The sequence below is a fragment of the Devosia sp. MDV22-iso42 genome (assembly GCF_058629155.1).
Map to the genome: position 1 here is coordinate 382,194 of NZ_JBZVWR010000007.1, position 22,781 is coordinate 404,974.

At 64.6% G+C, this 22,781-nt stretch carries 25 protein-coding genes; 14 read left to right on the forward strand and 11 right to left on the reverse strand.

Annotated features, from left to right (window positions below; translation table 11 throughout):
- Positions 1-170 precede the first annotated feature (170 nt).
- Complete coding sequence (locus tag AC4NN3_RS09325; RefSeq protein WP_491926818.1) at positions 171-821, forward strand: pyridoxamine 5'-phosphate oxidase family protein; 651 nt, start codon at positions 171-173, stop codon at positions 819-821.
- 17 nt (positions 822-838) lie between these two features.
- On the opposite strand, the gene AC4NN3_RS09330 is transcribed toward AC4NN3_RS09325, so the two are convergent.
- The 5 genes from AC4NN3_RS09330 to AC4NN3_RS09350 form a co-directional block, all read right to left on the reverse strand.
- Positions 839-1,723 (reverse strand): DMT family transporter, encoded by an 885-nt coding sequence (locus AC4NN3_RS09330; RefSeq protein WP_491926819.1) that lies wholly within the window; start codon positions 1,721-1,723, stop codon positions 839-841.
- A gap of 79 nt (positions 1,724-1,802) precedes the next feature.
- Entirely contained in the window at positions 1,803-2,735 is a 933-nt protein-coding gene (locus AC4NN3_RS09335) for a DMT family transporter (RefSeq protein WP_491926820.1), read from the reverse strand.
- 172 nt (positions 2,736-2,907) lie between these two features.
- Positions 2,908-4,014 carry an OmpP1/FadL family transporter gene (locus tag AC4NN3_RS09340; RefSeq protein ID WP_491926821.1) on the reverse strand — a complete coding sequence of 369 codons (1,107 nt, stop codon included), beginning with the start codon at positions 4,012-4,014 and terminating at the stop codon, positions 2,908-2,910.
- Positions 4,015-4,299: 285 nt separating this feature from the next.
- Complete coding sequence (locus tag AC4NN3_RS09345; RefSeq protein WP_491926822.1) at positions 4,300-5,037, reverse strand: head GIN domain-containing protein; 738 nt, start codon at positions 5,035-5,037, stop codon at positions 4,300-4,302.
- 182 nt (positions 5,038-5,219) lie between these two features.
- Positions 5,220-6,431 carry an NADP-dependent isocitrate dehydrogenase gene (locus tag AC4NN3_RS09350; protein WP_491926823.1) on the reverse strand — a complete coding sequence of 404 codons (1,212 nt, stop codon included), beginning with the start codon at positions 6,429-6,431 and terminating at the stop codon, positions 5,220-5,222.
- Positions 6,432-6,535: 104 nt separating this feature from the next.
- Here AC4NN3_RS09350 and AC4NN3_RS09355 point away from each other — a divergent pair, with 104 nt between their 5' ends.
- The gene (locus tag AC4NN3_RS09355; RefSeq protein ID WP_491926824.1) at positions 6,536-6,994 is read left to right on the forward strand and encodes a MarR family winged helix-turn-helix transcriptional regulator; all 459 of its coding nucleotides are present in this window, start codon (positions 6,536-6,538) and stop codon (positions 6,992-6,994) included.
- Between the two features lie 51 nt (positions 6,995-7,045).
- Positions 7,046-8,326 carry a beta-ketoacyl-ACP synthase II gene (gene fabF / locus AC4NN3_RS09360; protein ID WP_491926825.1) on the forward strand — a complete coding sequence of 427 codons (1,281 nt, stop codon included), beginning with the start codon at positions 7,046-7,048 and terminating at the stop codon, positions 8,324-8,326.
- 11 nt (positions 8,327-8,337) lie between these two features.
- On the opposite strand, the gene AC4NN3_RS09365 is transcribed toward fabF, so the two are convergent.
- The gene (locus AC4NN3_RS09365; RefSeq protein WP_491926826.1) at positions 8,338-8,673 is read right to left on the reverse strand and encodes a TfoX/Sxy family protein; all 336 of its coding nucleotides are present in this window, start codon (positions 8,671-8,673) and stop codon (positions 8,338-8,340) included.
- Complete coding sequence (locus tag AC4NN3_RS09370) at positions 8,670-9,107, reverse strand: GFA family protein (protein ID WP_491926827.1); 438 nt, start codon at positions 9,105-9,107, stop codon at positions 8,670-8,672. The genes AC4NN3_RS09365 and AC4NN3_RS09370 overlap by 4 nt, the downstream gene beginning before the upstream one ends.
- Positions 9,108-9,205: 98 nt before the next feature.
- Here AC4NN3_RS09370 and AC4NN3_RS09375 point away from each other — a divergent pair, with 98 nt between their 5' ends.
- The 6 genes from AC4NN3_RS09375 (at position 9,206) to AC4NN3_RS09400 (ending at position 14,178) form a co-directional block, all read left to right on the forward strand.
- Positions 9,206-9,787, forward strand: coding sequence for a GNAT family N-acetyltransferase (locus tag AC4NN3_RS09375; RefSeq protein ID WP_491926828.1), 582 nt, complete (start codon positions 9,206-9,208; stop codon positions 9,785-9,787).
- 128 nt (positions 9,788-9,915) lie between these two features.
- Positions 9,916-10,518 (forward strand): GNAT family N-acetyltransferase, encoded by a 603-nt coding sequence (locus AC4NN3_RS09380; protein WP_193335364.1) that lies wholly within the window; start codon positions 9,916-9,918, stop codon positions 10,516-10,518.
- A 55-nt stretch (positions 10,519-10,573) separates the two neighbouring features.
- Positions 10,574-11,380: an RNA methyltransferase gene (locus AC4NN3_RS09385; protein ID WP_491926829.1), complete on the forward strand. Its 807-nt coding sequence runs from the start codon at positions 10,574-10,576 to the stop codon at positions 11,378-11,380.
- Positions 11,381-11,487: 107 nt separating this feature from the next.
- The gene (locus AC4NN3_RS09390) at positions 11,488-12,726 is read left to right on the forward strand and encodes an MFS transporter (protein WP_491926830.1); all 1,239 of its coding nucleotides are present in this window, start codon (positions 11,488-11,490) and stop codon (positions 12,724-12,726) included.
- Between the two features lie 170 nt (positions 12,727-12,896).
- Positions 12,897-13,514 carry a 30S ribosomal protein S4 gene (rpsD, locus tag AC4NN3_RS09395; RefSeq protein ID WP_491926831.1) on the forward strand — a complete coding sequence of 206 codons (618 nt, stop codon included), beginning with the start codon at positions 12,897-12,899 and terminating at the stop codon, positions 13,512-13,514.
- Between the two features lie 241 nt (positions 13,515-13,755).
- Positions 13,756-14,178 (forward strand): VOC family protein, encoded by a 423-nt coding sequence (locus tag AC4NN3_RS09400; protein ID WP_491926832.1) that lies wholly within the window; start codon positions 13,756-13,758, stop codon positions 14,176-14,178.
- A 46-nt stretch (positions 14,179-14,224) separates the two neighbouring features.
- Here AC4NN3_RS09400 and sbmA read toward each other — a convergent pair whose 3' ends face one another.
- Positions 14,225-15,526, reverse strand: a complete 1,302-nt coding sequence (gene sbmA / locus AC4NN3_RS09405; protein ID WP_491926833.1) for a peptide antibiotic transporter SbmA — start codon at positions 15,524-15,526, stop codon at positions 14,225-14,227.
- 166 nt (positions 15,527-15,692) lie between these two features.
- On the opposite strand from sbmA, the gene ttcA reads away from it, so the two are divergent.
- Together ttcA and AC4NN3_RS09415 are read left to right on the forward strand one after the other, a co-directional pair.
- Positions 15,693-16,562 (forward strand): tRNA 2-thiocytidine(32) synthetase TtcA, encoded by an 870-nt coding sequence (gene ttcA / locus AC4NN3_RS09410; protein ID WP_491926834.1) that lies wholly within the window; start codon positions 15,693-15,695, stop codon positions 16,560-16,562.
- Between the two features lie 11 nt (positions 16,563-16,573).
- A complete protein-coding gene (locus AC4NN3_RS09415; protein ID WP_491926922.1) occupies positions 16,574-17,377 on the forward strand; it encodes an inositol monophosphatase family protein in 804 nt (267 codons plus the stop codon).
- On the opposite strand, the gene AC4NN3_RS09420 is transcribed toward AC4NN3_RS09415, so the two are convergent.
- Positions 17,367-18,563, reverse strand: coding sequence for a pyridoxal-phosphate-dependent aminotransferase family protein (locus tag AC4NN3_RS09420; RefSeq protein ID WP_491926835.1), 1,197 nt, complete (start codon positions 18,561-18,563; stop codon positions 17,367-17,369). The two genes, AC4NN3_RS09415 and AC4NN3_RS09420, sit on opposite strands and share 11 nt — an antisense overlap.
- A 263-nt stretch (positions 18,564-18,826) precedes the next feature.
- Between AC4NN3_RS09420 and AC4NN3_RS09425 the strand changes: the two genes are divergently transcribed.
- Genes AC4NN3_RS09425 through AC4NN3_RS09435 form a run of 3 tightly spaced genes read left to right on the forward strand, consistent with a single transcriptional unit; the run spans position 18,827 to position 20,146 of the window.
- Positions 18,827-19,141 carry an ArsR/SmtB family transcription factor gene (locus tag AC4NN3_RS09425; RefSeq protein WP_491926836.1) on the forward strand — a complete coding sequence of 105 codons (315 nt, stop codon included), beginning with the start codon at positions 18,827-18,829 and terminating at the stop codon, positions 19,139-19,141.
- Positions 19,138-19,479, forward strand: a complete 342-nt coding sequence (locus AC4NN3_RS09430) for an SRPBCC family protein (RefSeq protein WP_491926837.1) — start codon at positions 19,138-19,140, stop codon at positions 19,477-19,479. The genes AC4NN3_RS09425 and AC4NN3_RS09430 overlap by 4 nt, the downstream gene beginning before the upstream one ends.
- A 37-nt stretch (positions 19,480-19,516) precedes the next feature.
- Positions 19,517-20,146: an ATP-dependent Clp protease proteolytic subunit gene (locus AC4NN3_RS09435; protein WP_491926838.1), complete on the forward strand. Its 630-nt coding sequence runs from the start codon at positions 19,517-19,519 to the stop codon at positions 20,144-20,146.
- On the opposite strand, the gene AC4NN3_RS09440 is transcribed toward AC4NN3_RS09435, so the two are convergent.
- Complete coding sequence (locus AC4NN3_RS09440) at positions 20,143-21,405, reverse strand: multidrug effflux MFS transporter (RefSeq protein WP_491926839.1); 1,263 nt, start codon at positions 21,403-21,405, stop codon at positions 20,143-20,145. The two genes, AC4NN3_RS09435 and AC4NN3_RS09440, sit on opposite strands and share 4 nt — an antisense overlap.
- Positions 21,406-21,521: 116 nt before the next feature.
- Positions 21,522-22,739: an MFS transporter gene (locus AC4NN3_RS09445; protein WP_491926840.1), complete on the reverse strand. Its 1,218-nt coding sequence runs from the start codon at positions 22,737-22,739 to the stop codon at positions 21,522-21,524.
- Between the last annotated feature and the right edge of the window lie 42 nt (positions 22,740-22,781).

Below are 22,781 nucleotides of genomic sequence, written 5' to 3' on the forward strand. Positions count from 1 at the left end.
CAAAGCGGGGGCCTTTTGCTTTTGGGCAGGCGCCGAGGGCGATGGGTGGCAGAAGGCAATACCCTCTTGCTGGTCCCGTCAAATCTGCTTAGATGGCCAATGTGAGGTACGTACCTCAAAGTAAGGCCTGAGCGGGAGATCAGGTCAGGACCAAGCCGGGGGAGGCGGGGATGGGAGATTTTGCGGCCAGGCCGGAACAAGTCATCGGCGACGAAGCAGCGCTGCGGGCGCTGTTTCCGGATACTCACACGCTGGCGGCGCTGAAGAGCCAGCCGTTTCTCGATGCGCATGCCCAGGCCTTTATCCGGCGCTCGCCCTTCCTGTGTCTGGGGACACAAAGTGCGTCTGGCCGGGCCGATGTCAGCCCGCGCGGCGACCCGGTGGGATTTGTCCGCATCCTTGACGCGCAGACCCTGGCGATACCGGACCGGCCGGGCAATAACCGGCTCGACAGCCTGGTCAACATCATCGCCAATCCCAGTGTCGGCCTGCTCTTCCTCATTCCGGGCTTTGACGACACGCTGCGGGTGAACGGCAAAGCCAGCGTGGTGACCGAGCCGGACCTGCTCGAGAGCATGCGGGTGAATGACCGGCTGCCCCGGGTCGCCATCGTGGTCAAGGTGGAGGAGGCCTTCCTGCATTGCGCCAAGGCCTTCCGGCGCGCCCACCTGTGGGACCCGCGCCACTTCCAGGATCGCGTCGAGATGGCGTCACTGATGCAGATCCTGCTGGACCAGACCACGGGCGCGCCCGGTGACGCAGCAGCAATGCGCAAGCTGGATGACGATCTGGAGGCCGATTACCGGACCTCGATGTACTAGCGCGACCCTGCCGATGCCTACATGCCGGTGCGGAAGAAGAAGAGTCGTGGCTTCCAGCGCATCGGCCGGCGGTCGCTCAGCACGTTGAGCAGGCCGCTGGTGACGACGATGAGCATGCCGATAATGGCGATCCAGTCGGGATATTCGCCAAACAAAGCAGCGCCGAACAGGATGGCCCAGATCAGCTGGCTATATTGCACGGGGGCGATCAGGTTGGCCGGCGTGGTCTTGGTGGCCGCGATCAGCAGCAGGCCGCCCAGGCCGCCCAGCAGGCCGATGCCGAGGAAGATGGCCAGCTGCAGCAGGTTGGGCATGACGAAGCCGGGCAGCATCAGCAGGCCGTTGACCAAGGCCGAATAGAGCACCTGCAGGCCGACCAGGCTGACGCGCCGCTCGGTGGGCGCGACATGGCGCAGGATGATTGTGGTAATGGCGCCCAGGCAGGCGCCGAACATGATGACGAAATGGCCGGTTTCCAGCGCCCGCAGGCCGGGACGGATGACCACGACGACGCCGACAAAGCACAGGAACAGCAGCAGCCAGCGCTGCGGGCTCACATGCTCCTTGAGGAGCAATACCGACAGCAGCGTCACAAAGATCGGGGTGGCAAAGCCGATGGCATAGACGTCGGCAAAGGGAATGTGGGTGAAGGCATACATGACGCAGGCGGTGCCGGCGATGGCCGTGGCGCAGCGCAGGTGCACCAGAAAGGGGTGGCGCAGGCGATAGAGGTCGCGCCAGCGCTCGTTGCGGTTGCTCAGCAGCAGCGGCAGGATGGAAAAGCTGGTGGTGAAGAAGGCGATCTCGAAGACCGACATGCCCGGCCCGATATGCTTGATCAGTGCATCAGCCGTGGAAAAGCTGGCATAGCCGAGAAAGGCCAGGAGGACGCCGGTCGGCATTGATCAGTCCGGGAAAGAAGGGGATTCGGGCAATGAAAGTACCATACAAGCAGACGCGGCAAGCGTCGAGGGGCGCTGCCTAAATTTCAGGCCCCTGCACCTCGGTGATGTTGGAGGGCGGCCCCGGACGGCTGGCGCGATATTCGGCAAAGCGGCCGGCAATGCGGGTGCGGGCGCCGTCGAGGAAGACATTGACCAGGCCCGACAGCACCACCACGCCCAGGCCGATATAGGCCAGGAAGTCCGGGTATTCGGCAAAGAAGAAGGCGCCGAGGCCGATGGCCCAGACGATCTGCACATATTGAATCGGCGCCACCTGGCTGGCCGGGGCATTGCGGGTGGCGGCGATGAGCAGGATATGGCCCATGCCGACCAGGCTGCCACTGGCGGCCAGCAGGCCAAACTGCAGGGGCGTGGGCCAGACAAAACCGGGCAGCATCAGCACGGCATTGGCCACGATGAGATAGAGCGCGGGCAGGGCGATCAGGCTGACGCGCTTTTCGGTGGGGGCGATGATGCGCAGCACCGTGGTGGTGGTGGCGCCGAAAAAGGCGCAGCACACGGCGGCCAGGTGACCCAGCTCCAGCGCGCGGAAGCCGGGTTGCACCACCATCATGACGCCGAGAAAGCCCAGGGTGAGCATGGCCCAGCGCAGCCTGTCGACGCGTTCCTTGAGGATCAGCACCGACATGACGGTGATGAAGAGCGGCATCAGAAAGACCAGCGAATAGGTCTCGGCGAAGGGAATGGTGACGAAAGCATAGGTGACCAGGGTCGAGGAGGCGAGGCCGCTGAACGAGCGCAGATGCACCAGGCGCGCATCCCGGAGCTTGAAGCTGTCGCGCCAGCGCTCGCTGCGCGGCTTGGCGAAAGCGGCCGGGATCAGGCTGAACACGGCGATGAAAAAGCCGATCTCGAAGACCGACAGGTTTTGCCCGAAGCCCTTGATGATCGCGTCGCCGCAGGAATAGACCGAATAGGCGACGACCGCATAAATCACGCCGACCGGCATGGCACACCCAAACACAGTGATTGCAGGAGATGGCGCCACGCTAGCGGGCGGCGGCGATGCCAGCAAGGCCGAAACGCGGCGATCGGTACACCCGGCAGGCTGCGGCAGGAAAGGCCAGAGCCGCCCGGGCGATGCCGGGCGGCCCCTTTGTTCAGGCAGGCTTGGCCGGGTTCTAGAACGAGGCCTTGATCCCGCCGCTGACGGCATAGACATAGCCGGTGTCCCAGCGTTCGCCGCGGGCATTGGAGCCGGCGCCGAGCAGGCTGGCCGATACGCCGCCGGTGAGCTGGACATTGGGGGAGAGGTTGTAGCTGCCGCCCAGGGCGACGCCATAGCGATCGGTCTGGGTGCCGGCGGTCAGCACGTCGTTGGCGCCGGGCGTCGAGGTGCCGCGATCCCAGCTCAATGTGCCGACGACGCTGAGCTGCTCGTTGACGGCGTGGCCCACGCCCGCAGTGACGGTCCAGCCGTCGCGGTAGTCGAAGGTGGACACCAGCGGCGCGCCGATGGTGGTGACGGTGAGGCGCTGCAGGGTGGACCAGTCCATCCATTTCACCGAACCCAGAGCCAGCCAGCCGGGGGCAATGCCGGTCTGGCCGCGCAGTTCAAAGGATTGCGGCGTGGTGACGTCGGCCGAGGCTGCGCCGCCATAGGCGGTGCCGTTGAGGGTATAGTGCACCGGTGCATTATAGATGGCGCTGACCCGCAGGGCGTATTCGGGAATTTCATAGGCCAGGCCGGCGCGCCAGCCGGTGGACCAGCCATTGATGGAAATGGGCGTGCTCGTGGTCAGGCTCAGCGGCACTGCGGCCTGGTAGTCGAGATTCTGCGCCGAAACGCCGGCGATGACGCTGATGACGCCGGGACCGACCTGGGCGCCGACGGCGCAGGTGAGGCCGGTATCGGTGGAGCGGATGGATTCGCTGACGGCCTGGCTGGTCGCAGCAGCATAGGCATTGGTGCGCGATGTATCCGAGCCGAAGGGGTTCTGCACGGTCACGAGGCACGAGGCCATGTCGAAGATGTCGGCCTTGACGCCGGTATTGTAATGGACGCGGCCGGGCGTTGTGGACACCGTGCCGGCGACGCCCGGACGCGTCACGTTCTTGTCGATATGGACATAGGTGGCGCTGGCCTTGGCCGAATAGGGCGCCGGATCAAACAGCTGATCCCAATCATAGCCATTGGCCTCAAGCCCGCCGGCATGGGCCAGGCCAACCAGGGGCAGGGTCGCAGCCAATCCGGCCACGGCGGCGATCAGACGTCGTTTGATATTCATGTGGTTCCTCCTCAGTCACCGATGCGGTCAGTGCGGTGCAGACGCGACGCGCCAGCCGGTCTTGCCCGCAGGACGATTGACCTTTGCGGCAATCACTCCTCCTTCCCGTAGGCAAGTTGACCATTACGTCAATTAGGGAGGTTCAGGCCGGCGCCGTCAACACACGATGCCCGTTCCGAGGGTCGCCAGGCGGTAGTTTGTCACAACAATGTCACAATGCGGCCGCCTGGCGGCCCGATCAGGACCGCCAGTTCCGCTGGCGCGGGGCTGTGAAGGTGGAAGGGTTCAGTCGTCGAGGTCGATGCTGCCGCCGCTCGATTCGTCGAGATCGCGCCTGCCCGGATTGCCCGAGACGTCGATATCGCCGCCACTGGAGGCTTTGGCCCGAATGCTGGCGGTGGCATGGACCGAGATGCCGGCGCCGCTCGAGCCGGCAGCGGTGACTGTCTTGGCCCTGAGGTCATCGGCATCGATATCGGCGCCGCTGGAGGCGTCCGCCACCAGCGTGTCGGCGCTGCCGGCAATCTCGACATCGGCACCGCTGGAAGCCTTGATCGTCACGCTGCCCAGGGCGGCGTTCTCGGCCCGGATATCGGCGCCGCTGGAAGCGTCCAGCGCCAGCTGGTCGGCGCGGATGGCCAAGAGGTCGACATCGGCACCCGAACTGGCCGAGACGCCGGCCAAAGCGGGCAGGGTGATGTCCACGGTGACGGCATTGCCACTGCTGAGCAGCATGCCGACCAGGCCGCCACCGATGATGAAATCGAGAAAGCTCTGCTCGATGCGGGCCTGCAGCGCGCCGTCGACGACGCGCAGCTCGAGATTGTCGAGCGCATCCTGGCTGCGCGATTGTGCGCTGACGCTGAAGGCTTCGCCCAGCGTCACCCTTGCGTCGAGGCCGGTGGCGATGTCGATCCGATCGAAACCAGTGAGGTCAAAGTCGCGGCTTTGCGCAAAGGCCGTCGTGCTCAGCAGCAAGGCCGCCGAGGCTGCAAGAAGGGTCGAGGCTATGCGTTTTGGCATGTGTGTCCCCGCAGTCAGATTTGCCGATGCCCAGGATATGGGCGGTCAGCCAGGCGCCTTAAAGGCCGAACAGCGCATAATTTTCGACGATCGGGCTTGATCGGTGCGGGTCGGTGATTCAGGCGACATGAAAAAGCCGGGCTCAAGGGCCCGGCTCTTCAGATTGTCGATGGCGCGTAGGCTTACGCCATGGCCTTCTGCAGGTTCTGGTCGATGGCGTCGAGGAAGCCGATGGTGGAGAGCCAGGGCTGGTCGGGACCGACCAGGAGGCTGAGATCCTTGGTCATCTTGCCTTCCTCGATGGTATCGACGGTGACCTTTTCCAGCGTCAGGGCGAACTTGGCCAGGGCCTCGTTGTCGTCGAGCTTGGCGCGGTGGGCGAGGCCACGCGTCCAGGCAAAGATCGAGGCGGTGGAATTGGTCGAGGTCTCCTTGCCGGCCTGGTGCTGGCGGTAGTGACGGGTCACGGTGCCATGGGCGGCTTCGGCTTCCACCGTGCGGCCGTCGGGGGTGGCCAGGACCGAGGTCATCAGGCCGAGCGAACCAAAGCCCTGGGCCACGATGTCGGACTGCACGTCGCCGTCATAGTTCTTGCAGGCCCAGACATAACCGCCGCTCCACTTGAGGGCGGAGGCGACCATGTCGTCGATCAGGCGGTGCTCGTACCAGATCTTCTTGGCTTCGTACTTTTCCTTGAACTCGGCCTCGTAGATCTCCTGGAAGATGTCCTTGAAGCGGCCGTCATAGGCTTTGAGGATGGTGTTCTTGGTGGACAGATAGCAGGGCACGCCGCGGTCGAGCGCGTAGTTCAGCGAGGCATAGGCAAAGTCGCGAATCGAATCGTCGAGGTTGTACATGGCCATGGCCACGCCGGCGCCGGGGGCCTGGTAGACCTCGTGCTCGATGACCGTGCCGTCCTCGCCGGTGAACTTGATGGTCAGCGTGCCCTTGCCGGGGAACAGGAAGTCGGTGGCCTTGTACTGGTCACCAAAGGCATGACGACCCACGATGATGGGCTGGGTCCAGCCGGGCACCAGGCGCGGTACGTTCTTGCAGATGATGGGCTCGCGGAAGATCACGCCGCCCAGGATGTTGCGGATGGTGCCATTGGGCGACTTCCACATCTTCTTGAGCTTGAACTCCTCGACGCGCTGCTCGTCGGGGGTGATGGTGGCGCATTTGATGCCGACGCCATGCTTCTGGATGGCATGGGCAGCGTCGATGGTGATCTGGTCGTTGGTAGCGTCGCGGCTTTCGACGCTGAGGTCGTAATATTCAATGGGCAGATCGAGATAGGGATGGATGAGCTTGTCCTTGATCGCCTGCCAGATGATCCGGGTCATCTCGTCGCCGTCGAGATCGACGACCGGGTTGGCGACTTTGATTTTGCTCATCGGAAATATCTCCCTGAAATCCGTATCTTGACCCGCGGGCCGTGTTCCCCGCCCCTATAGCATTGGGTTCGGCACGGCGCAAAGGTGGCATCGGGCAAGGGGTCATGCCAGTTGACACCGTGCATATGCACGCCTACCTGTCGGGCATGAATAGCGAGTTTGACTGGTGTGTTGTGCTCAATGCCCGCATGGCGGCACGCGCCGTGACGCGGCTGGCGGATCGCAATCTGCGGCGCTATGGGATCACCGCAGCGCAGTTCAGCATCCTGACCTCGCTGCGGGAATATCCGGGGCGATCCGTCACCCAGCTGGCCAGCGCCATCGCCATGGACCGCAGCACGCTGTCGCGCAATCTGACGCTGCTGGAACGGCACGGTCTGGTGGCGACGGCGGTGGCCGAGCGGGGCAATGGGCGGGTCAGTGCGCTGAGCGAGGCGGGGAACCGGGTGCTGGCCGAGGCCATTCCGCAATGGCGGGAACAGCAATCGGCCTTGCGTGCCGCCCTCGACGACCCGGAATTTACGACCGTGATTGCGGCCCTGCGCCAGCTGTCACGGCTTTAACGCGATCCCGGCAGGCCGGGACACAGATGAGAATTGAACAGGAGCAAGTGCATGCTGAAGCCAGATCCGAGCGATCCTATCGTTGTCACCGGCATGGGCGTTGTCAGTCCGCTGGGCGTGAGCGTGCCGGTCATGTGGGGCCGCCTGATCGCGGGCCGCAGCGGCGTGGTGCAGAACGACCGCTTCGACACCGAGGGCTTTGGCGCCAGCATTGCCGGGCTCGTGCCGGCCAAGGCCAATGACCCCGAGGGTTTTGACCCGGTCGACTTCATCGATGGCAAGGACATCAAGAAGATGGACCTGTTCATCCAGTACGGCATTGCCGCGGCGGCCGAGGCGCTGAACCAGGCCAACTGGCACCCGACCGAGCTGGCCGACCAGCAGGCCACCGCCACCATTATCGGCTCGGGCGTCGGCGGTTCGCCAGTGATGGGCCGGGCGGTGGAAACCATCCAGACCAAGGGCGCGCGCCGCCTGTCGCCCTTCACCATCCCGTCTTTCCTGGCCAATCTGGCGGCGGGATGGCTCTCCATCCTGCACGGTTTCCGGGGACCCATCGGCACGCCCGTCACGGCCTGCGCCGCCTCGGCCCAGGCCATTGGCGACGGCATGCGCCTGATCATGACCGGCGAAGCGGAAGTGGCCGTGGTCGGCGGCGCCGAAGGCTCGGTCGATCCGATTTCGGTGGGTGGCTTTGCCGCCTCGCGGGCTCTCGCCACCTCGTTCAACGACCGGCCGCAGGAGGCCTCGCGCCCGTTCGACAAGGGCCATGATGGCTTCGTGCTGGCCGAAGGCGCGGCCGTGCTGGTGATCGAAAAGCTCAGCCATGCCAAGGCACGCGGTGCGACGCCGCTGGCGATCCTGGCCGGATACGGTACTTCGGCCGATGCCTATCACCTGACCTCGGGTTCGCCCGATGGCGCCGGCGCCCAGGTGGCGATGCGCAATGCGCTGACCATGGCCGGCATCGACCAGTCGCAGATCGGCTATGTCAACGCCCACGCCACCTCGACCGCCGTGGGTGACGCGGCCGAAATCGCCGGCCTGTCGGCGGTGTTTACCGGCCGCGGCAAGGATCTGGCGGTGTCCTCGACCAAGTCGGCGACCGGGCACATGCTGGGTGCCGCCGGGGCCTTCGAGGCCGTGGTTTCGGTCATGGCGCTGCGCGAAGGCGTGCTGCCGCCTACCATCAACCTGAATGATCCCGAAGAACTGGCCGACAAGTTCGACCTGGTGCCCAATGTGGCCAAGGAAAAACGCGTCGACTATGCGCTGTCAAACTCGTTCGGCTTCGGCGGCGTCAATGCGGCGCTGGTGTTCGGCCGGATCTGACCCGGCACGCCCTATTTGGGCGGCAGGGTTCTGACAAAGGCGCGGGCGATCTCGACCCATTGAGCCAGACGATCATCGTCCTCAATGGCGTCGCCCGCGACCAGCACGAAGCCGGACATGGCGCGGCCCGTGAAATCCATCGGCGCCGCGCCGGGAAGAGCCAGTGTCCGTTCGTAGGCGGCTTTGCCGCAGCGGACCAGCAGGCCGCCATCCTTCATCGGCCCCACCAGCATATTGCCCTGCGCCATGAAGGCGATGCCGCCGAACATGCGGCGCTCGCTGATATGGGGATCATGGGCGAGGTAGAGGCGGATGCGGTCGGCCAGGTCGTCCGATGCCATGCTCATGGCCGGCCCTCGCGATAGGTGGCGTGGCGGGGCAGGTGGTCGGCGACCAGGTCCCAAGTCTGCTGGCTGCGGGCAAAGATCAGCTGATTGGGCGCGAACCAGGCATTCTGGCCGGCAAAGAAGCCGACCGGGAGCATGCGGATATCGGGCGCGCGCGATGACTGGCCAAAAAGCGGCGTGCCGCAATCGGGGCAGAAGTGCCGCGTGAAGATGGCGCCGGAATCGGCGGGGCGGGCAAAGGATTTTGGCTTGCCGGTCAGCGCCAGGGCGGCCAGCGGCACCAGGGCGACGCTGGCATGGCCCGAGCCTGTGGCGCGCTGGCAGTCGAGGCAGGCGCACAGCAGCATCGACACTACCGGGCCACGCACGGCCATGCCGATGGCGCCACAGGCGCAGGCGGCGGTTACATCGATGCTGGGGCGGGAGGTGCTCATGCACGAAAGCTGCCACGGGGCGCGACGCCGGGCAAGCGTGAGGTTCTTGCCTTTGGCGGCCACAGTGGCAAGAGTGCAGGCGCCTAGAAGAGGACGGCATGGCGCTATTTCCCAGTTATCCCATTGTCACCGATCGACTGCGGCTGCGTCCCTTCACCCGAGGCGATGTGGACGGGGTGTTCGCCTATCGGCGGCGCGAGGATGTGGCGCGCTATCTGTTCGACGTGCCGCTCAGCCGGGACGACTGCGCCGAGGCCATCCAGCAGCGCATCGGCCAGGTGGCGCTGCAGGCCGAGGGCGACAAGATCGTGCTGGGCGTGGAACTGACCGAGACCAGTGCGCTGATCGGCGAGGTGTCGCTGATCTGGCGCAGCGTCGATGCAAGGCAGGGGGAAATGGGCTGGATCTTCGATCCGGTTCATCACGGCCATGGCTATGCCACCGAGGCGGCCAATGCGCTGCTCGACCTCGGCTTCGGGCCAGGCGACATGCACCGGGTATCGGCGCGCTGCGACGTGCGCAATACCGCGTCATGGCGGCTGATGGTCCGGCTGGGTATGCGGCGCGAGGCGCATTTTCGCGAGCACGCCTTGTTCAAGAGCGAATGGGACGAGGAGTTCATCTACGCCATGCTGCGGCGGGAGTGGCACGCCCTGCGGCTGGGCGATGGCGTGGCCTAGCTGGTGCGGCAGCGGTGGTCGCGCGTGGCGCAAGTTATTCGGGCCGCACAAGGAACCGGGCGATCAGCGCCGACGTTATTGGCCTCATAAGGCGGGTATTGCGCCCGTCGTGCGGGGAGCGCAGCGCCATGTCAAAATCGTCTCGTTCATTGCCCATCGAAACCGACCGCCTGGTCCTGCGCTGCTTTGAGCGGCGCGACCTTGAGGCGCTCAGCGACTATCATGTGCTGCCTGCCGTGCAGCGCTATGCCTTTACCCGCACGCGCGATCGCGACCAGGTGGCCGAAGCGCTCAAGGTCATGGCCGGCCATGTCAGCCTGCAGCGGGCCGGCGATACGCTGACCCTGGCGATGATCCGCAAGAGCGACCAGCAGCTGCTCGGCCATGTATCGCTGCACTGGACCGATTCCACCGCCAGCCAGGGCGAGGTGCGCTTCATCATCAACCCGGTCCATGCCGGCTTCGGCTTTGCCCGCGAAGCACTGTCGGCGCTGTTCGACCTGGCCTTCGGGCACTTCCACATTCATCGTCTCATGGTGCGGTCGGACGGCCGCAACCATCACTCCATCAAGCTGATGCAGGGACTGGGTATGCGCCTGGAAGCCCATTATCGCGAACATGCCCTGTTCCAGGGCGAGTGGGATGAAGAGCTGCATTTTGCCATTCTCGACCGGGAATGGCAGCAGTCGAGCAAGGTGCGGGAACTGCCGCCGCGCCATCGCGTCGCCTGATTTGCCTCTGGACGGCAAAACACGCTATGTGCGCCCCATCTGAGGGTGGGGCACCATGGCCGGAACGGATTCTTCCATCGCAATCGAGCTGCTGCCGACGCCGGCGGTGATCCTGTGTGAACCCCAATTGGGGGAGAACATCGGCACGGCGGCGCGGGCCATGGCCAATTTCGGGCTGTGGGACCTGCGGCTGGTGCGGCCGCGCGATGGCTGGCCCAACGAAAAGGCCATCGCCACCGCGTCGCGCGCCGACCATGTCATAGCGCAGGTGCGGGTGTTCGAGACGCTCGAGGAAGCCATTGCCGACCTGACGCTGGTCTATGCCACCACGGCGCGGCTGCGCGGCATGCAGAAGGACGTGATCGGCCCCGACGAAGCCGCCACGCGGCTGGTTGCCCATATCGGGGGCGGGCAAAAGGCCGGCCTGCTGTTCGGGCGGGAAAAGTGGGGCCTGCTCAACGAGGAGGTGGCGCTGGCCGACATGATCGTCACCCTGCCGGTGGAGCCCGCCTTTGCCTCGCTCAACATCGCCCAGGCCGTGCTGATCCTGGCCTATGAGTGGCGGCGCCAGTCCGGCCAGGCGGCCAGCCTGCCGTTTGGCAGCCTCTTGCACGAGGTGGCGCCGCGCAGCGAGCTGGTGGGCATGTTCGAGCAGCTGGAAGCCACCCTGGACGAAAGCGGCTTCTTCACCTCGCCGGAAAAGCGCCCCGGCATGATCGACAATCTGCGCACGGCGCTGACGCGCGGCCAGTTCTCCAGCCAGGAAATCCGCACCCTGCGCGGGGTGATTTCCTCGATCGACCGCCGCCACCAACGCCCCAATCCCAACCGGCAAAAACCGGCACCCAAGACGGAAGAATAGGGCGGTCCGCATCACTTTCCGCCCGGCGGGGGAGAAAGTGGCAGCGCTGAACGCTTTACCGGCATTCCGCCTTTGACGGCGCCCGGCGGGCATGGCAATGCCAAGCCATGAGCACGCCCCCCGCCACCGATCCCTCCCGCATTGCCTTCAGCTATGTCGGTTTCCGTTTCTTCTGGCTGACCACGCTGCTGGTCAGCTTTGCGGTGCAGATCATGTCGGTGTCGATCGCCTGGCAGATCTATGACGTCACCGGCAATGTCTTCCTGCTCGGCCTGGTGGGCCTCAGCCTGTTCCTGCCGGCGCTGCTGCTGATGCTGGTGACCGGGCTGGCCGCCGACCGGTTCAACCGGCGCGGCATCATGGCGATATGCCTCGGAGTCGAGTTGGTCTGCGCGCTGGGCTTCCTCAGCCTGGTCAATGCGCAGGCGCATGAAGTCTGGCCGATCTTTGCCCTGCTGGTAGTGCTGGGCACGGCGCGCGCCTTCTGGAACCCGGCGGCGCAGTCGCTGGCGCCCAATCTGGTGCCGCCCGTGGCGCTATCCAATGCCATTACCGTCAATGCCTCGGCCTGGCAGTTTGCCTCGATCATGGGGCCGGCCGCCGGCGGCCTGCTCTATGGCATTGCGCCGAGCGTGGCCTTCGGCACCGGCGCGGTGCTGCTGGGGCTGGCAGCGGTCTGCGTGCTGCTGATTCCGCGGCCGGCGCGGCGCGAATCGCAGCAGGCGACCAGCCTGCACACCATGCTGGCGGGATTTCGCTACATCTTTGCCAACAAGGTGGTGCTGGGGGCCATCTCGCTCGACATGGTGGCCGTGCTGATGGGCGGCGCCGTGGCGCTGCTGCCGGTCTATGTGAAGGACATCCTGCATGCCGGGCCGCAGGAACTGGGCCTGCTGCGCGCCGCGCCGGGAATCGGCGCCATCCTGGTGGCGCTGGTGCTGACGCGGTTCCCGATCCGCGACCATGCCGGGCGGCTGCTGTTCGTCTTTGTCGGCCTGTTCGGCGCCTTTACGGCGCTGTTCGGCCTCTCCACCACGGTATGGATCTCGATCCCGGCGCTGGCGCTGATCGGGGCGGCCGACATGGTGAGCGTCACGATTCGCGAGACCATCATGCAGCTATGGACTCCCGAAGAGGTGCGCGGCAGGGTCAATGCCGTAAACTCTGTCTTCATCGGGGCTTCCAATGAGCTGGGCGAGTTCCGCGCCGGCACGGTGGCCCATTTCATCGGGCCGGTGGCAGCCGTGGTGGTGGGTGGCGTTGGCGCCGTGGTCGTAGCCCTGGTGTGGAGCCAGGCCTTTCCCGAACTGCGCAACCAGCGCACGCTCGACAAGAAGATGGCCTGACGGCCGCGCCGGCTTGACTCCTCGGCCGCTCGCGGCTATCACGCGCCCACCTATTACGACCCTAGGGTCCATAGGCGCACCCGGGATCTCCTGAATATTTGGGGTCTGTCGGTCATCCGCAAGGATGGCAGAGGAGGGCGCGATCCATTCAACGCAAAGAAGGATACGCGATGTCGAAGCGTCATTCAGCCAAGTACAAAATCGATCGCCGTCTCGGCGAAAATATCTGGGGCCGTCCGAAGTCCCCGCTCAATGCCCGTGCCTATGGTCCCGGCCAGCATGGTCAGCGCCGCAAGGGCAAGCTGAGCGACTATGGTCTGCAGCTCCGCGCCAAGCAGAAGCTCAAGGGCTATTACGGTTCGGTCACGGAAAAGGCGTTCAAGCGCCTCTATACCGAGGCTGCCCGCGTCAAGGGCGACACCGGCGAGAACCTGATCGGCCTGCTCGAGAGCCGTCTCGACGCGATCGTCTATCGTGCGAAGTTCGTGGCCACCGTGTTTGCGGCCCGCCAGTTCGTCAGCCACGGCCACATCATGGTCAATGGCAAGCGCGTCAACATCCCATCCTACCAGGTGCAGATCGGCGACAAGATCGAAGTGCGTGACCGCTCCAAGCAGCTCACCGTGCTGCTCGAAGCCGTCCAGTTGGCCGAGCGCGATGTGCCCGATTATGTCGAAGTCGACCACAACAAGATGACGGCCACCTATGTGCGCGTTCCCGCGCTTTCGGACGTGCCCTATCCGGTCCAGATGGAACCGAACCTGGTCGTCGAATTCTACTCGCGTTAAGCGCAGCAGAGTAACAGAATTGAAAGGGGCCGCTCTTCGGAGCGGCCCTTTTTGTTTGTCGGGCCGGACTGATTTGCTATGCTGAGCCGGTCAAAAAAGGAGAGGCCGGTGCGGTTAGCCCGGTCCTGCGCGGTGACCCGCCGAGAGCGGCGCCCGGGCCGTCCTGGCCTTCGCTGCGGCGTCGAGTCCCATGACCTGAAACGCCTGTGCATGTCGCCGGGCGAGTGAAAGGTTCTGGAAAATGCAACAATCGATGTCTGTCATCACCCTGGGCGTCGCCGATCTGGCCCGCGCGCGCCGCTTCTATGCCGAGGGCTTCGGCTGGACACCCGTGTTTGAAAATCCCGAGATCATCTTTTACCAGATGAACGGATTTGTGCTGGGGACCTTCCTCCGCCCGGCGCTGGATGCGGATATGAACCGTGTGGCGTCAGCCGGCCCTGGCGCCTATGCGCTGGCGCACAATGTGGCGGGCAAGGATGCGGTGGCGCCGGCCATGCAGGCGCTGCTGGGGGCGGGCGGCACAATGCTGCGCGCCGCCGATGCGCCCACGCATGGCGGCTATCGTGGCTATGTCGCCGATCCGGACGGTCACGCCTGGGAGATCGCCTGGAACCCGTCCTGGCCGATCGATGCGGCAGGGCATGTCACCTTCGCGGTGTGACCAGGTAGAGCAGGGCCGCTCCGGGAGCGGCCCTTATCATTGGGCTTCAGAACTGCGCCGGCTGCTGCGGCACCGCATCGCTGGTGGCGGGCGTGGCCAGTTCGCGCAGGAAGATGGGGTCGTCATAGTCGTTGGCGGCGATGGCGGTGGCCGGGATATTGGCCTCAAAGGCGCGCAGGCGCTTGAACACCGAAATCAGCGAGATGATCGTGGTCCAGGAACTGGCGAGGAACTTGAAGGAGTCCTCCACCTGGCCGAAGGCATTGCTGATCTGCTGGAACAGCCCCAGCGTCATTGTGCCGGCGACAATGGAGGGGCCCATGGCGATCAAGGGCACGAAATTGGACCCCTGCAGATAGGCGTAGCGGGCGATGTTGAAGTAGAGATAGTGGCGGTAGAGCCGGAAGTAATTGTGCTGCATGTTGATGAACAGCTGACGCACGGTCACCGGCTCGGCGCGGTCGCCATGATCCTCGCCATAGACCAGTTCCTTGCGGAAAGCCGCCTCGACGCGCTGGTTCTCGAATTCCAGCCCCGGCAGTTTCCAGCCCACGGCGGCCAGCAGCACCGTGCCGAAGGCCGACGACACCAGCGCAACCCAGACCAGACTGCCATTGACTGCGCCGAAGAAGGGCAGTTCGGTGATGTTGTTGGACAGGTCCCAGAGCAACGGCAGGAACACCACCAGCGTCATCACCGATGCCACCAGCGAGACGGCAAGGCCCTCGACGATGCTGGCAAAGCGCTGGGTATCTTCCTGGATGCGCTGGGAGGCGCCTTCGATATGGCGCAGGTGCTGCCAGTGGCTCTGGTAGAAGAAGGTCATGGCCCGGCGCCAGCGGAACAGGAAGTGGGCGATGAAGAAGGCGTTGATGACCAGCACGGTGATGTTGGGGATCAGCACATAGGCGACGGTCCAGATCTCGCCGAGGAACTGGTCGAGCGTCACTGAGCCCGGTGTGGTCAGCGCGGACTGGATCAGGTTGAAGAACGCGCCATACCAGTCGTTCAGCCAGGCGCTGATCTGGACGTTGAAATAGACAATCTCGATGATGGTGACGCTGCCCACCACACTCCACCAGTACCAGCGGCGATTGCCGCCGATCCAGTACCAGGGAATGCAGAACAGATAGCCGGCCAGCACCACATATTGGTAGAGCCAAACCTTGTCGGATGAGAAAAACGGCGCCGGATCGGCCTCGGTGGGGGCGATACCCAGCCAGGGCCCCAGGCTGAACACCGATTGCAGCTGCCCTCCCACCGTGTACCAGGCCACCATGGCCACCGCGACCCAGCAGAGCGCGGCGGAAAAAAACAGACGGGGATTGGGGAAAAAAGAACGAAACACCGCGCGACTCCTGGGTGTCATGACGACGGGTCATCTAGACGTCACATTTCGACTTAAGCAAGCCGGAGAAGTTAAGCTTTGGTAAGGTGGGCGATTGCCGGTTTTGCTTTCCCTCGGGGGCGGGGGGCGTTATCAGCTACGCAACCCACAGAAAGAGAGTTTCGGCATGAGCGAGGTCATGGAGCCAGCAGTGGCTGATATCGACGACGCCGAAAGCGGCTTCCATCCGATTTATGCCCAGGCGCCGGGCAGCGGCGAGTTCAACAAGCTGCGCAAGCGGCTGATCCGGCATACGCGCGAGGCGCTGGACAAGTTCGAGATGGTGCGGCCGGGCGAAAAGTGGCTGGTGGCGCTGAGCGGGGGCAAGGACAGCTATTCCATGCTTGCGCTGCTGCTCGACCTCAAATGGCGCGGCCTGCTGCCGGTGGAACTGCTGGTCTGCAATCTCGACCAGGGCCAGCCCAATTTCCCCAAGCATATCCTGCCTGAGTTCCTCACCGGCATCGGCGTGCCGCACCGCATCGAGTACAAGGACACCTATTCGATCGTCACCAGCAAGCTGCCGGCGGGGGCGACCTATTGCTCGCTGTGCAGCCGGCTGCGGCGCGGCAATCTCTACCGCATTGCGCGGGAAGAGGGCTGCACGGCGCTGGTGCTGGGCCATCACCGCGACGATAGCCTCGAAACCTTCTTCATGAACCTGTTCCATGGCGGCAAGCTGGCCGCCATGCCGCCGCGCCTGCTCAATGACGAGGGCGATATCGAGGTGCTGCGGCCGCTGATCTATTGCGGCGAGGAAGACCTGCAGCGCTTCTCGGACGCCATGGGCTTTCCCATCATCCCCTGCGACCTGTGCGGATCGCAGGACGGGCTCGAGCGCAATGCGATGAAGGCAATGCTCAGCGATATCGAAAAGCGCATGCCCGGTCGCAAGGATGTCATGATCCGTGCGCTAGGCAACATCAATGCCAGCCATATGCTGGATACCAAGCTGTTCGATTTTTCCGCCCTGTTCGACAAGAGGACGCAACCGTGAATTTTGACGTGATGGACCTGGCCGCGATCCTGCGCGATGCGGCGCGGGCCGAGGCCCTGCCACGCTTTCGCCGGCTCGATGCCAGCATGGTCAGCACCAAGACCGAGGCCATTGACCTGGTCACCGAAGCGGACGTGGCCACCGAAGAGGTGATCAAGGCCGCCATTGCCGCCTGGATGCCGCAGGCGCTGTTCGTCGGCGAGGAATCCGTTGCCGCCGATCCGGCTTTGCTGACGGCGCTGGCCGATGCCGACCTGGCCGTCGTGGTCGATCCGATCGATGGCACCGCCAATTACGCCGCGGGCCTGCCGCTCTTTGCCACCATGGCGTCGGTGGTATCCAAGGGCGAGACCATTGCCGGCATCATCTATGACCCGATGGGCGATGACTGGGTGATGGCCGAAAAGGGCGGCGGCGCCTGGCTGCGCCGGCCCAATGGCGAGGCCGTGCGCCTGAATGTGGCCGCACCGCTGCCGCTGGCTGAAATGGTCGGCACGTCGTCGGTCGCCTTCATGCCGGCCGCGTCGCGGGCGCAGGTGCTGGCCAATTTCGACAAGCTGCGGATGGTCGCCAACTTTCGCTGCGCCGGGCACGAATACCGCACCTTCGTGTCCGGCCACGGCCAGTTCGCCTGCTACAACAAGCTGATGCCCTGGGATCATCTGGCCGGGACGCTGATCAGCCAGGAAGCCGGCGCCTTTGCCGCGCGGCTCGATGGCCAGCCCTATCTGCCGCACCATGTCGATGGCGGACTGCTATTGGCGGTGGACATGGAGAGCTGGGATGCGTTGCGGCGGAACGTGTTTACGTTCTAGCCGCAATCGCCGCCGCGGCCGCTTCGATCGCGCCCGGCCCATGGGCGATGCCGAGGGCCTGCAGGCCGGCTTCCATGCTGGCCAGCACGCCCAGCGTCATGTGGGCATTGACGTGGCCCATATGGCCGACGCGCAGGAAGTCCTGATAGGCGGGTTCGCTGGGGGCAGCCATGCCGAGCCCAATGCCCAGGGTCACGCCGGCTTCGGCCTCGAGCCAGCGCCGCAGGGCGCCGGCGCCACCATGGGGAATGGTCGCGGCAGTGACGGAGTGGCCGCGGTCAGCCGGGTTGGCCATGTTTAACGCAATGGTCGAGCCGGCGCCCCAGGCGTCAAAGGCGGCCCAGACAGCGCTGGCGAGTTTGCCATGGCGCGCCCAGACGGCTTCTAGCCCTTCTTCGTCGAGGATCATGGTCAGCGCCTCGCGCAGGCCATAGAGGTGATGGGTCGGGGCGGTGCCGCCGAAATATTGCCAGAACTCGGTGCCGGTGCCGCGCGGCTTCCAGTCCCAATAGGGGGTGACGAGGTCGGCGCGCTTGGAAATCTCGAGCGCCTTGTCGGAAAACCAGACAAAGCCCAGGCCGGGCGGCAGCATCAGGCCCTTCTGGCTGGCGCCCACCACGACATCGATGCCCCAGTCGTCCATGCGCAACTCGTCGCAGGCCAGCGAGGCGATGGCATCGACGGCAAGCAGCGCCGGATGGCCGGCGCGGTCGATGGCGGCGCGGATGGCGGGCAGGTCATTGCGGGCGCTGGAGGCGGTATCGACATGGGTGACCAGCACAGCCTTGATCTGGTGCGTCGGATCGGCGCGCAGGGCATCGGCGATACGCTGCGGATCGCCGGGGCTGGCCTTGCCGAAATCGATGATCTCGACGTTGACGCCCTGGCGCTGCAGGCCCTCGGCCCAGCCATGGCCGAAGCGACCGGTGGCAACCAGCAGGGCTTTGTCGCCGCGCGAAAAGATGTTGCAGTTGGCCGCCTCCCAGGCGCCGTGGCCATTGGCGATATAGATGGCGACGTGCTGGCTGGTCTGGGCGACGCGTTTGAGATCGGGGATCAGCGCCCGCGTCATGTCGACGATCTCGCCCTCATAGATATTGGGGGCACTGCGATGCATGGCGTTGAGCACGCGCTCGGGCGAAACTGAGGGGCCGGGAATGGCGAGATAGGTGCGGCCGGTGGTCATGGATGTGGGAGCTCGAATGGGAAGGCAGGTCAAGCCATCAGACGGGACTCGCCGATCCAGAGCAATAGGCTTGCATGAATGGCAGTCATCAGCGGGATTGATAGGGAGGTGCCAAATCGCCGCCCGGCTTGCGCTGTCACGATGATGGAGCCTTTGACTCAATCCGGGATGAACGGATCAACATCATCCGTTCATACTGGTGACCAAATGGCGGCGAGAGAAGCCGCTTGCGGACTCAGATAAGTCTGTGCTTATGTGTTGGCATGAGCGAAACCGATATCTTCAAAGTGCTGGCCGACCCGACCCGCCGCGCCGTGCTGGAGCGGCTGGCGACGGCCGAGCTGACGGCCACCGACCTGCGCGCAGGCTTTGCCATCAGCCAGCCGGCCATGAGCCAGCACCTGGCGGTATTGCGCGAGGCGGGTCTGATCGAGGAGCGGCGCGAAGGCCGCTTTGCCCATTATCGCGTGGCGCCGCAAGGGCTTGCGCCGCTGCACAGCTGGCTGGCGCGCTACGAGGCCTTCTGGCCCAGCCGCATCGACAGCCTCAAGGAACTGCTCAAGGAGATGGATCAATGACCCAGGACGACAGCGCACTGGTGTTCGAATGCAGCTTCGATGCGCCTCCGGAAAAGGTGTGGCGGGCGCTGAGCATCCCGGCTTTTCTCGAGCGCTGGCTCAAGCCGGGCGACGACGTCGAACTGGCCGTCATGGCCGCGCAGGAGAACAGGCGCCTGACCTACCACTGGCGCGATGCCGGGCAGGGCCTGGCGGGCGACATAGAAGACAGCGTGGTCACCTTTGAGCTCACCCCTACCGCGGAAGGGGGCACCTGGTTCAAGCTGACCCACGCCCCGATGGCGGTGCCGGTGGCGGCCAATAGCAATATGGCCAACGCGAGTTTGATGGCCGCCTAAAACCTGAATCACTTCAATGCTGAACGGAGGTTCGCCGATGCGCGACATGATGCAACTCGTCCCTATGGTGGTGGAACAATCAAGCCGGGGCGAGCGGAGCTTCGATATCTATTCGCGGCTGCTGCGCGAGCGGATCATCTTCGTCAATGGCGAGATCGAGGACACTATGGCGGCGCTGGTCTGTGCGCAGCTGCTGTTCCTGGAGTCGGAGAATCCGGGGAAAGAAATCTCGCTCTATATCAATTCGCCGGGCGGCGTGGTGACGGCGGCGCTGGCCATGTACGACACCATGCAGTTCATCAAGGCGCCGGTGGGCACGCTATGCATGGGCATGGCCATGTCGGCGGGATCATTCCTGCTCATGGCCGGGGCGCCGGGCAGCCGCATATGCCTGCCCAATGCCTCGATCATGCTGCACCAGCCCAGCGGCGGCTATCAGGGCAAGGTCACCGACATCATGCTGCATGCCGCCGAAAGCGAGAGGCTCAAGCGCCGGATGCACGCGCTTTATGCCAAGCATTGCGGGCGCAGCTATGAGGAGGTGGAGGCAGCGCTGGAGCGGGACAATTTCATGACCCCCGAACAGGCGCGCGACTGGGGTCTGATCGATCACGTCTATCATGATCGGGAAGATATCGGGGCGCCGGCGCGCCCCGATGGAGATTAGTGGGCCGCTGCCGCAGCGGCTGCAGCGTCATCGGTGCGGGGACGATAGTCGCCGACGCCGAACAGCTTGCCCTTTTCGGCGATGAGGATGCAGAGCAGCGACAGGATACCCATCGAGAGGTAGCCGGCAGCGACCGGAATAGTGGTGCCGTTGAAGAGCTGGCCGATATAGCCGCCGATCAGCGCGCCACCAACGGTCTGGATGAAGCCGAACACGGCTGCGGCCGTGCCGGCGACAGCGCCCAGAGGCTCCATGGACAGCGAGTTCATGTTGGATGCCGACCAGCCAAAGCTGAACATGATGATGGCCAGCAGCGAGAAGAAGAGCCAGAGCGGCAGGAAGCCGACCAAGGCAAAGGCCAGCCAGACGGCGCTGAAACCGGTAAAGGTCAGCATGGCGCCATGCGACAGACGACGCATGCCGAAGCGGCGGACGATCTTGGAATTGGTGAAGGACGACACGCCCATCAGGCCCGCCATGGCCGCGAAGGCGACCGGGAAGTAGACGCCAAGACCATAGATATCGACATAGATCTGCTGACTGGAGCTGATGAAGCCAAACAGTGCGCCGAACAGGAAGGTGCCGGCCAGGCCATAGGAAAAGGCCACCCGGTTGGTGCAGACGATGACGAAGCCATCGTAGACCGACTTGAAGCTGAGCGGACGGCGCTCAGCCACCGGCAGCGTCTCGGGCAGGCGGATGAAGGTCCACAGCCAGAAGGCGGCGGCCAGCAGGCCCATGAAGATGAAGATATTGTGCCAGTCGCCGATCAGCAGGATCACCTGGCCGATGCCGGGAGCGATGATGGGGATGGCCATGAAGACCATGAAGACCAGCGACATGACCTCGGCCATGGCGCGGCCCTCATACCGGTCGCGGATGACGGCGGTCGAAATGACCCGAACACTGGCCGCACCCATGCCCTGGATGACGCGAAGGGCGATCAGGGCGCCGAAACTGGGGGCGAAAATGGCGGCAAGCGCGGCGATGATATAGATGCCCATGCCGGCCAGCAGCGGGCCGCGCCGGCCGAAACGGTCGGTCAGCGGGCCGAAGGCCAGCTGGGCGACGCCCATGCCGATCATGTAGGCGGAAATGACGAACTGGCGCTCGTTCTCGCTGGAGACACCCAGGGCTTCGCCCATATAGGGCAAAGCGGGGAGCATGACGTCGATGGCCAAAGCATTGAGGGCCATCAATGCCGCCATCAGGGCAATGAATTCGGGGCGCGAGAGAACCCGCGTATAATGGTCAGACATGGAAGATTCTCAGGAAAAAAGCCGCCGCAGAAACGCAGGCGCTGGAATGAGGGAAAACAATGAACCCCTCGACCTGCTTTGGCAAGACTATATCGGCATTGAACGATGGATGGTGATCAGGCCGGTTTGAGGGCGAAACGCGGCGCGGCGCGCTCGTTGATGGGCAGGTGCAGCGCCGCCGAGGCCAGTCCCAGCATGATGCCCAGATACCAGACCAGGCTATAGGAGCCGGTGAGGTCGAAGATATAGCCACCCAGCCAGACGCCGACAAAGGAGCCGAGCTGGTGGCTGAAAAAGGCGATGCCATAGAGCATGCCGAGATAGCGAGCACCGAAGAACAGCCCGACCAGGCCGGCGGTCAGCGGCACGGTGGAGAGCCAGAGCACGCCCATGGCGGCGGCAAAGGTATAGGCGGTGAGTTCGCTGACCGGGAAGATCAGGAAGAGCCCGATGGCCACGGCGCGCGAGAAATAGATGGCGGCCAGCAGCATCTGCTTGGGCAGGCGCCCACCCAGATAGCCGGCCAGCAGCGAGCCGACGATATTGAACAGGCCAATGACCGCGATGGCCCAGCTGCCGACAGCGGGCGACAGGCCGCACTGCACCAGATAGGCGGGCATGTGCACATTGATGAAGGCGAGGTGGAAGCCGCAGACGAAGAAGCCGATGACCAGAAGACGATAGGAGCCATGGCCCCAGGCCTGGGCCAGGGTCTGCATGAAGGGCAGGTCGGCCTGGCCGACGGGATTTTCGGTGCGGCCGCGCAGGGCATAGCTGAGCGGGATGATCAGCAGCAGCGCCATGGCCAGATAGAGCAGGGCCGATTGCCAGCCAAAGGCATTGATGAAGCCCTGGCTGATCGGGGCAAAGGCGAACTGGCCAAAGGAGGAGGCCGCGGTGGCGACGCCGAAAATCATCGAGCGCTTTTCCACCGGTACCGCGCGACCGAAAGCGGCCATGACCACGCTGAACGAGCAGATGGCGATGCCGGTTCCGGTGACGATGCCGGCGGTGAGGGTCATGATGCCGGCATCGGGCGAAAAGGCCATGCCGAGTACGCCCAGCGCATAAATGGCGGCGCCCAGGGCAATGGTGCGGCCGGTGCCGACGCGGTCGGCATAGGCGCCGGCAAAGGGCTGGGCGACGCCCCAGGCCAGGTTCTGGATGGCCATGGCCATGCCCCAGCCTTCGCGGGAAAGGCCGAGATCGGCCGTCATGGGCAGGGTGAACAGGCCGAAACTGGTGCGCACGCCATTGCCGATGGCGGCAATGATGCAGCCGGCAATGATCAGCACCAGGAGCGGCACGGCGGGGCGCAAAGCAGAGGCGGTCATGACGCTTGTCTCGGAGGAAGCCGCTTCCTGTTTACGCCGCTG